General features: G+C 73.0%; 8 protein-coding genes. 4 read left to right on the plus strand and 4 right to left on the minus strand.

Features of this window, described 5'->3' with window-relative positions:
* Positions 1–95 precede the first annotated feature (95 nt).
* The gene (locus tag ACFT55_RS16085) at positions 96–3,056 is read right to left on the minus strand and encodes an FAD-binding and (Fe-S)-binding domain-containing protein (RefSeq protein ID WP_380244855.1); all 2,961 of its coding nucleotides are present in this window, start codon (positions 3,054–3,056) and stop codon (positions 96–98) included.
* A gap of 317 nt (positions 3,057–3,373) precedes the next feature.
* On the opposite strand from ACFT55_RS16085, the gene ACFT55_RS16090 reads away from it, so the two are divergent.
* Genes ACFT55_RS16090 through ACFT55_RS16100 form a run of 3 tightly spaced genes read left to right on the plus strand, consistent with a single transcriptional unit; the run spans position 3,374 to position 4,797 of the window.
* Positions 3,374–4,309, plus strand: coding sequence for a hypothetical protein (locus tag ACFT55_RS16090; protein WP_380244847.1), 936 nt, complete (start codon positions 3,374–3,376; stop codon positions 4,307–4,309).
* The gene (locus ACFT55_RS16095) at positions 4,306–4,488 is read left to right on the plus strand and encodes a hypothetical protein (protein ID WP_380244848.1); all 183 of its coding nucleotides are present in this window, start codon (positions 4,306–4,308) and stop codon (positions 4,486–4,488) included. Before ACFT55_RS16090 ends, ACFT55_RS16095 begins: the two co-directional genes overlap by 4 nt.
* Positions 4,489–4,515: 27 nt before the next feature.
* Positions 4,516–4,797 (plus strand): hypothetical protein, encoded by a 282-nt coding sequence (locus ACFT55_RS16100; protein ID WP_380244849.1) that lies wholly within the window; start codon positions 4,516–4,518, stop codon positions 4,795–4,797.
* A gap of 433 nt (positions 4,798–5,230) precedes the next feature.
* On the opposite strand, the gene ACFT55_RS16105 is transcribed toward ACFT55_RS16100, so the two are convergent.
* The 3 genes from ACFT55_RS16105 to ACFT55_RS16115 form a co-directional block, all read right to left on the minus strand.
* Positions 5,231–6,271: a TetR/AcrR family transcriptional regulator gene (locus tag ACFT55_RS16105; RefSeq protein ID WP_380244850.1), complete on the minus strand. Its 1,041-nt coding sequence runs from the start codon at positions 6,269–6,271 to the stop codon at positions 5,231–5,233.
* Positions 6,272–6,384: 113 nt separating this feature from the next.
* Positions 6,385–7,197 (minus strand): ABC transporter permease, encoded by an 813-nt coding sequence (locus ACFT55_RS16110; protein WP_380244851.1) that lies wholly within the window; start codon positions 7,195–7,197, stop codon positions 6,385–6,387.
* Positions 7,194–8,216, minus strand: coding sequence for an ATP-binding cassette domain-containing protein (locus tag ACFT55_RS16115; RefSeq protein WP_380244852.1), 1,023 nt, complete (start codon positions 8,214–8,216; stop codon positions 7,194–7,196). The genes ACFT55_RS16110 and ACFT55_RS16115 overlap by 4 nt, the downstream gene beginning before the upstream one ends.
* A gap of 150 nt (positions 8,217–8,366) precedes the next feature.
* Between ACFT55_RS16115 and ACFT55_RS16120 the strand changes: the two genes are divergently transcribed.
* A complete protein-coding gene (locus ACFT55_RS16120; RefSeq protein ID WP_380244854.1) occupies positions 8,367–9,428 on the plus strand; it encodes an NAD-dependent epimerase/dehydratase family protein in 1,062 nt (353 codons plus the stop codon).
* The last annotated feature ends 66 nt before the right edge of the window (positions 9,429–9,494 follow it).

Genomic DNA, 9,494 nt, shown 5'->3' on the forward strand with positions numbered 1-9,494 from the left:
ACCCCCGCCCTGGTGGTTTTTGGGAAAACCAATGGCTCCTCATTCCCGGATGTAACACCCCCCATCACACACACCAAACCCCCGGCGGGGAGGGGTCAGAGGCGCTCGGCGATGACCTCCACGAGGGCCTTGCCCTCCACGCCCTCGAGCTGGAGGGCCTGCGTGCGGCAGGAGAAGCCGTCGGCGACGTACTCGGTGCCCTCTGCCCGCTCGCGCAGGGCCGGCAGCAGGGCGTTCTCCGCCACGGCCACCGACACGTCGTAGTGGCCCTTCTGCATGCCGAAGTTCCCGGCCAGGCCGCAGCAGCCGGCGAGGACCTTGACCTCGGCCCCGCCCGCGCGCAGCAGCGCCTCGTCGGCCGAGAAGCCCATCACCGCGTGCTGGTGGCAGTGCGGCTGCACGACGGCGGTCAGGTCCGACAGGTCGGGCACCTGCCACGCCGCGTCCGGGGCGGTGTCCGGTGAGGTGAGCAGCTCCGCCAGCGTGCGGGTGGCGTCGGCGACGGCGCGGGCGCGCGGGTCGTCCGGGAAGAGGTCGAGCAGGTCCGAGCGCAGCACCGCGGTGCACGACGGCTCCAGCCCGAGGATCGGGATGCCGTTCACCGCGTACGGGCCGAGCACGGACAGCAGCTGCGACAACCGCCGGCGGGCGCCGTCGAGCTGCCCCGTCGAGATCCACGTGAGGCCGCAGCACGCCTGCTGGGAGGGCACGACGACGTCGTACCCGGCGTCGGTCAGGACGCGCACCGCGGCCTGCGGCACGGACGGCGCGAGGGCGTCGCTGAACGAGTCCGCCCAGAGCACGACCTTCGGCCGCTCGCCGTCGGGCAGGTCCCCGGGCCGCTGCCCAGCGCCCAGGCCGGGCACGCCGTGCGAGGCCCAGCCCCGCTTCCACCAGGTGCGGAACGGGATCTCGGCGAACTGCGGCACCTTCCGCCGCGTGTCCATGCCCCCCGCCCACAGCACCGTCTTCGCGATCAACGGCACGCCGAGCAGCCCGTTGACCAGCCGCGGCATCCCGCCGGCGAGCCGCGCCCAGCGCGGGAGCCAGCCGAGCGCGTAGTGGTCCACCGGACGCAGCTTGCCCTTGTACGTACGGTGCAACACCTCGGACTTGTACTGCGCCATGTCGACGCCGGCGGGGCAGTCCGACGAGCAGGCCTTGCAGCTCAGGCACAGGTCGAGCGACTCGCGCACCTCCGGCGCGGTGAGGCCACCCACCAGGGTGCCGTTGACCGCCTCCTGGAGCACCCGCGCACGCCCGCGGGTGACGTCCTTCTCGTCCTTCGTCGCCTGGTAGCTGGGGCACATGAACCCGCCGGAGGCATGGTTGTCGGCCCGGCACTTGCCCACGCCGACGCAGCGGTGCACCGCCGTCGTGAGGTCGTGGTGGTCGTGCACGAACGAGAACCCGAGGTGACCCGTCTTCTTCGCGATGCCGCGCAGCGGCCCGGACCCGGCGAGGCCCCGCTCCCCTACCGGCAGCGTGGAGGGCACGGACCGGGCGGCGGGCCGGCGCAGGTCGGCGTCCACGGCCGCGGGGCGCACGACGACGCCCGGGTTGAGCACGTCGTCAGGGTCGAACAGCGCCTTGACCTGCTCCATGAGCCGGATCGCCTCCGGCGAGTACATCAGCGGCAGGAGCTCGGAGCGCGCACGGCCGTCCCCGTGCTCCCCGGACAGCGAGCCGCCGTGGTACGCCACGAGCCGGGCGGCGTCGGTCATGAACGTGCGCAGCACCGAGCCGGAGCTCTCCATCGGGATGTCGATGCGCAGGTGCACGCACCCGTCGCCGAAGTGTCCGTAGGGCAGGCCGTCGACGCCGTAGCGCGCCATCAGCTGGTCGAGGTCGCGCAGGTACGCGCCGAGCCGCTCGGGCGGGACGGCGGAGTCCTCCCAACCGGGCCACGCCTGCTCCCCCGCGGGCGTGCGGCCCGCGAGGCCCGCCCCGTCCGCCCGGATCTGCCACATCTTCGTGGCGTCAGGCCCGGCGGGCAGCACCAGCGACGACAGGGCCGTCGACGACGTCACGATCGCCTCGGCGCGGGCGCTCGCCTCGTCCTGGCTCGCGCCGCCGACCTCGATCATCAGCCAGCCCGCGCCCTCGGGCAGCGCCGGCACCGCACCCTCGCCCTTGGCACGCCGGACGACGTCGACCAGCCGGGCGTCGAGCCCCTCGACCGCGAGCGGGTGGTGGCCCAGCAGCCGCGGGACGTCGTCGGCCGCCGACGGCATGTCGGGGTACCCGAGCACGACCAGCGTGGGCGCCGTCGGGACCGGGACCATGCGCAGCGTCGCGCCGAGCACGGTGACCAGGGTTCCCTCGGTGCCCACCAGCGCCTTGGCGAGGTCGGAGCCGTTCTCGGGCAGCAGGTGCTCCAGCGAGTAGCCGGACACCTGCCGGCCGAACCGGCCGAACTGCGTGCGGATGAGCGCGAGGTTCTCCCGCACCAGGTCCGCGAGCCCCGGCACGGCGGCGAACGTCGCGTCCCCGCGACCCGCGGTGAAGCGCCGGCCGCGCCCGTCGACGACGTCGAGCTCCAGCACGTTGTCCGCGGTGCGGCCGTAGGCCACGGCGTGCGGGCCGCAGGCGTTGTTGCCGATCATCCCGCCGAGCGTGGCGCGGTTCTGCGTGGAGGGGTCGGGCCCGAACCGCAGCCCGTGGACGGCGCCCGCGCGCTGCAGGGTCGACATGACCGTGCCGGGCTCGACGACGGCGGTGCCCGCCTCCGCGTCCACCGCGACCACCTGGTTCAGGTGCCGGGAGAAGTCGAGGACCACCCCCGTGCCCACCGCGTTGCCCGCCACCGACGTCCCCGCGCCGCGGGCCGTCACCGGGATCGACAGCTCGCGCAGCACCTCGAGGCCGCGCTCCACGTCGCGCGAGCTGCGCGGGAACGCCACGACGTCGGGCACGACGCGGTAGTTCGACGCGTCGGTGGAGTACTCGGCCCGGCGGCGGGAGCTCGTGTCGACGTCGCCGGCGACGACCGTCCGCAGCGCCGACGCGACGGCCTCGCGGGCCTCGTCGGCAGCCTTCCGGGCCGCGCTCTCCACCTCGTCACGAGTCGGCGCGGCCTGCGCGTCCTCGTCCGGTCCGGGGGTGGTGCGGGTCTGGGCTGGCACGCGCCGATTCTGCCATCGGAGCCCACGGGCCGCCGACGTGTCCACGCCGCCGGCGGCCGACCCAGCCCTCAGCGGGCACGACGCCGAGACCCCGGCCCACCGGCCCGGGGCCGGCGTGCAGATTCTGCAATCCAGGCAGAAACGCAGCGCTGAGGCGCTGGAGTGAGTCCGAGCCCGCTCACCGAGGAGGGGTCCGAAGCAAGGAGCGCCAGATGAGAATCACGTACTCCAAGACCCTGACCGCCAGCGTGGTCGCCGTGGCGCTGGTAGCGGTAGGCGGTGCGGCCACCGCCAGCGCCGCGCAGGACCCGGCCGAGGCCACGGCGAACCTCATCGACGAGGTCGCCCCCGACCAGGGCACCGTGGTGGCCGGTACCGTGCAGGGCGATCAGGTGGTGGCCACGGCAGGCACGGCGCAGGCCACGATCCCCGTGGACAGCAACCAGCCGGTGGCTCTCGGCGCACCCGCCCAGGGCGCCCCGCTGGAGATCAACCTCCCGAAGGAGATCACCACCCAGGACGCGCAGGTCGCCGACGACGGCACCGTCGTCTACCAGGGCACCGGCGACAGCGCGGACGCCGCAGTGCAGACTCTCGACCACGGTGCTGTCCGTATCCAGACGGTCACCCAGGACGCCGACGGGCCGCACGAGTTCACCTACACGTTCGGCGATGACATCACGCCGGTCCTGGCCGACGACGGTACCGTCGAGCTGCGTCAGAAGGTCCAGGACGGTGTCGTGATCGTCATCGGGGCGGTGGACAAGCCGTGGGCGGCGGACGCGAACGGCGCTGCCGTGCCCACGACCTACACCGTCGAGGCCGGCAACCTGGTGCAGACGGTCGCTCCCTCGGGCTCCACCGCATACCCCGTGGTCGCTGATCCGAAGATCACGTTCGGCAGGAACATCTACATCAACTTCACTAGGGCCGAGACGAGGAGGATCGCTGGCTATACCGCGTACGGCGCGCTATCGAGCGTCATCTGCACCTACATCCCGGTGAAATGGCTCAGCGCCGGGTGCCTCGTAGGCATCGGCGCGAACGCGATCTCGATCGATAAGACCTTCAACTATGCAAAGTCCGCAGGCCGGTGCGTTCAGATCGCGGTCGCATGGGGCATCGGACCCCTCGACGGGAACTGGCGGCAGATCGAGTGGAAGAAGATACGGTGCCTGTCATGAGCCTGGGACGGCGAGAGTGGATGCGGATCGCGGCGAGTCTCGCCTTGGGCCTGGCCGGGGGCCTGTTCTGCTCCTACTACATCTACGACACCTTCCTGACCTGGGTGCCGCCAGCGATGATCGCCGTGTGGGTGGGCGTCGAGCTCCAGCGCATACGCCGCGAGCAACGCAAGGAATGAAGGCGTTCGAGGAGGAAGGAACACCGGATGATCGCTGTGTTTCTCGGATTTGTGGGCGTGGCGTTCGGTATTGCCTACGCCGCGATCCACCCCCACCGCAAGACGGCGCGCGGGAAGCGTGCGATGGGCCTTGGCGGCAGCGGACTGCTCGTCGTGGTGCCACTCACCCTCTGGCTGGGTGACGACGCAGAGATCCTCGCACTGCTCATCGGATTCTTCCTCGCGGCGGCCGTCGGGCTTCTCCTGCCTCCGCTGTGGAATCCCCGCACGACGCCCCCCACCGGCCACACGGACGGGAGCCTGACTTGAGTCTCGTGACCGGACTCGTTGCCGGCCTGGCATTCGGGGTCGCTTCGGCCTACGGCAACCGCTTCTGGGGCACCGTGCTGGCACTGGCGCCTGTTGCAGGCTGGTACATGCTTCTCATGTTCGACGCCCGAGGCGGGCTCTCACTCGGGGAGATGCAGAGTTTAGGCTCCGGCCTCCTCGGGATCGTGCTTGGTCTCGGCGCAGGACAGATGTCTTACGGCATGGGGAAGAGGCGCACGGGCTCGGCACGGTAGATACGCCCTGCCTCATCGATTCTTCGGCCACTTCGCCGCCGCCGCTGCGCGCAGCGGCGGCGAAGTGGCCGAGTCCGTCGTCGTCAACGGGTTCCAGGTCCCCATCATCGCCTGGCGCGTGGCACCGGAGCATCCCTCCGCTAGCAACCGCCGCTACTACGCGTTCCTGAGGCTCGGGGTCAGCGCCTCGCGCGCTCGGCGGCAGCGTGGACGGCCTCGGCTTCGGCCTTGCGGGCGTCGCGCAGCGCCTTCTCGAGCTCGCGCACCCGCTTCTGGGCCTCGCGGACGCGCTTGTCCGCCTCCTTGCGGCGGGCCGCAGCCTTCTTGACCTTCGCGTCCGAGGCGTAGGCGCCCGCCACGGCGACGGCCTCGACCACCGCCGGGTCGTCGCCGACCCCGGGCGCGGGGTCGTCGGGGCCGGCCAGCCCGCCCGCGGCCTCGCGTGCCGCGACATAGGCACCCACGCCGTCGAGCGTCCGCTCGAGACCCCAGGCGACGTCGTCCAGCTCGTCGAGCTTGTCGCCGCTCGCCGGCACGTACGTGCCGCGCTCCACCAGCGGGCGCAGGTACGGGAACCGCACCTCGTCGACGAGGTGGCGCAGGGCGTCCCGGTACGCGGAGCCCAGGGCGTCGTCGTCCCCGCCCGCCTCCTCCACGGCGCGGGCGAGGTCCCGGCCGAGGATGGCGGCGTTCCGCACGTACCCGCTGGTGAGCAGGATCGTCGCGATCTTCTCGTCGTCGCCGAGCGGGGTCGTCCGCAGGGCTCGGAGCCCGGCGTCGAGGACCCGCAGGTTGGCGGGAGTCATGGGCGCGCCGGTGACAGGGATGTCGAGCACCCAGGAGTGCGCGCGGAAGACAGCGAGGGTGAACAGGACCCATTCGCGCAGCTCGGCGCGCCAGTCCGGGGGCTCGTGGGCGGGCGGGAACTCGACGTCGATGGCCACCTCCTGCATGAGCAGCAGCAGGTCGTCCTTGCTGGTGACGTACCGGTACAGCGACATCGTGGTGAACCCGAGGCTCTTCGCCACGCGGGCCATCGAGACGCCGGCGAGCCCTTCGGCGTCGGCGATCTCGACGGCCGCCTCGACGATGCGCTCGATGCTGAGCTCGCGGCGCGCCACCCGCTCCGGCCGCTCCGCGACGCCCCATGCGAGGGCGAGCCGCGGCGGGAGCTCCGGGGCGTCGGGCGCGGTCGGCTCCGTCTCCGGCATGTCCGTCATGAGGCCATCATCCCTGACCGGCTCCTCCGCCCCGGCAACGCTGTGAGCGGGCGTCTGGCCCAGTTCGGGGGTCGAGACAGGGCCAGACGCCCGCTCACAGCCGTCACCCGGGGTCAGCGAGCGGTCCGACGCCGGTACAGGACGCTGCCCACGGCGACGCTGAGCGCGAGGAACCCGACCAGCCACGCGCAGGCCACCAGCACCGTGCCGCCGTCCGGGGTCCCCGACAGCAGGCCGCGCACCGACTCGATGATCGGCGTGAACGGCTGGTGCTCGGCGAACCCGTGCAGCCAGTCGGGCATGGTGTCGACCGGCACGAATCCGGAGCTGAGGTACGGCACGAACAGGAAGATGAAGTTCACCGACTGCGACGCGTCGACGCTCAGCACCAGGCCGAGGGCGGCGCTGAGCCACGTGAACGTCAGCACCGCGAGCACGGCGAGGCCCACGAAGCCGAGCCAGTCGCCCACCCCGGCGCCGGGCCGGAACCCGAGGGCGACGGCGACCAGCAGCACGACCACCGCGGACGCCAGGTTGCGCACCACGCTCGCGACCACGTGCCCCCACAGCGCCGAGGGCCCGAAGATCGGGAGCGTCTTGAAGCGGTCGATCGTGCCCGAGGTCATGTCCTGCGCCACCGCGACGGCCGTCGTCGCCGAGCCGAAACCCAGGCACATGATGAGCGCGCCGGGCACGACGTAGTCGATGTACTGCCCGTCCTGCTCGATGGCGCCGCCGAAGATGACGACGAAGACGAGCATGATCATCACCGGCAGCACGAAGGCGGTGATGAGCCCGTCGACGGACCGCAGGGAACGCCGTGCCTCGCGGCGCGCCATGGTGGCGACGTCGCGCAGGGGCGCGCGCCCGGAGGTCGCGCGGGGCGGGGCCGGCGCGGGGCGCGGGGCCAGGGTGGTGGTGCTCATCGCAGAGCCTCCTCGGGGGCGGGACGGTCGGTGGCGGGGCGGGCGGTGGCAGGGTGGTCGGGGACGGTGCTCCCGGGAGCGCGGCGGGCGGCACCGCTCCCGGTCAGGGCGAGGAAGACGTCGTCGAGCGTCGGCTTGACCACGCTCACGCCGGCGACGGCGAGGCCGCGCGCCTCGGCGCGCTCGAGGACGTCGCGGATGGCGCGGACGGGCTCGGCGGCGGGGAAGCTGAGCGCGAGCTCCTTGGCGTCCTCCTCGGCGCCGGCGAGCAGGTCGAGGCCGCGGGCCGCGGCGAGGCTGTCGGCGTCCTCGAAGGAGACGCGGACGTGGTCGCCGGCCACGAGCGCCTTGAGCTCGGTGGCGGTGCCGCGGGCGGCGATCTGCCCGTCGGACAGGACGGCGATGGTGTCGGCGAGGCGGTCGGCCTCCTCCAGGTACTGGGTGGTGAGCAGGATGGTGGTGCCGTCGGCCGCGAGCCCTCGCACCACGTCCCAGAGCTGGGAGCGTGACGCCGGGTCGAGGCCCGTCGTGGGCTCGTCGAGCACGAGGACGGCCGGGTCGGCGACGAGGCTGATGGCCAGGTCGAGGCGGCGGCGCATGCCGCCCGAGTAGGTGCCGACCTTCCGGCCCGCCGCGTCGGCGAGGTCGAAGCGCTCGAGGAGCTCCTGGGCCCGGCGCCGCACGGCGCGCTTCGGCAGGTGGGCGAGGTCCGCCATCATGACGAGGTTCTCCTCGCCGGTCTGGAACTCGTCGACCGACGCGTACTGGCCGGTCAGCGCGATGCTGCGGCGCACCGCGGCGGGCTGCCGCACGACGTCGGCCCCGGCGATCGTGGCCGTGCCCCCGTCGGGCTGGACCAGCGTGGTGAGGATGTTGACGGTGGTGGTCTTGCCGGCGCCGTTCGGGCCGAGCAGGGCGAAGATCTCGCCGCGCCGGACGCTGAGGTCGACGCCGCGCAGGACGGCGGTGCGTCCGTAGGACTTGCGCAGCCCCCGCACCTCGATCATGGGGTCGTTCATGGCCGTTCCCTCCAGCTCGTCGTGTATGCCGTACACGAGCGTATGGCATACACGCGGTGTTGGCTATACACAGATGTGTGTCGCGTACGCAGCCGGCCGCACGTCCGGCCTGCACGAGCGCCCCGCCGCAGGCGCGGATACGGTCGGACCGTGCGCGTCGTCGTCGTGGGAGCCAGCGGGAACGTCGGGACTGCCGTGCTGCGAGCACTGGTGCGAGAGCCCGCCGTCACGTCGATCGTGGGGGTCGCCCGGCGCGTGCCCCGCGCCGACGGCAGCAGCACCGTGACGTTCCCGCACTCCGCCGCCGAGTGGGTCCGGGTCGACCTCACCGACACCCAGGACGCCGTCGTCCGCGGGCTGGACCGTGCCTTCCTCGGCGCGGACGCCGTCATCCACCTGGCCTGGGCGCCCCCGTCGGCCCGGAACTCCGCCCGGGCCCGGCGCCTCAACCTCGGCGGGACGCAAGCCGTCGTCGACGCCGTCGTGCGCGGCGGCGTGCCGCACCTCGTGCTCGGCTCCACCTCCGGCGTGTACGCCCCCGGCCCCGCGGACGGCAGCCCCGTCGACGAGGAATGGCCGCGGCGCGGCGTGCCGACGTCGTCCTACTCGGTGCAGAAGGTCGCCGCCGAGCGCATGCTCGACCAGGCCGCCGAGACCCACCCGAGCCTCGTCGTGACGCGGGTGCGCCCGGCGCTGATGCTGCAGCGGGAGGCCGGCGCCGAGCTGGCGCGCTACTTCCTCGGCGCGCTCGGGACCCGCGCGTTGCGCCTCGCCGCCAAGCGCGCCCCCGAGGGGGCGCTGCTGCCCGTCGTCCCCGCGCCCGACGGCCTGCGCCTGCAGGTCATGCACACCGACGACGCGGCCGACGCGTACCGGGCGGTCGTCGTCGGCCGGCACCCGGGGCCGTTCAACCTCGCGCCCGAGGGCTGGCTGACCGGCGACGACCTCGCCGACCTCCTCGCGGGCGGACGCAAAGTCGCGGTCTCGTCCACCGCGGCCCGGTCCGGCCTGTCCGTGGCCTCCCGGCTGCACCTCGCCCCGATCGACGTCGGCTGGTACGACATGGCGCGCGCGGACGTCGTCCTCGACGCGTCACGGGCCCGGGAGCTGCTGCACTGGGCGCCCGAGCACGACCAGGGCGACGTGCTGCGCGAGACCGTCGAGGGCGTCCTCGCCGGGACCGGAGCGGGCTCCCCTCCCCTGCTGGGCTGACCCGCCGAACGCAACGAGCGTGCTGACTTGATCCTCAAACTGGCGGTTTGAGGATCAAGTCAGCAC

The sequence above is a fragment of the Isoptericola sp. NPDC057191 genome (genome assembly GCF_042670225.1).
Lineage (GTDB): Bacteria > Actinomycetota > Actinomycetes > Actinomycetales > Cellulomonadaceae > Isoptericola.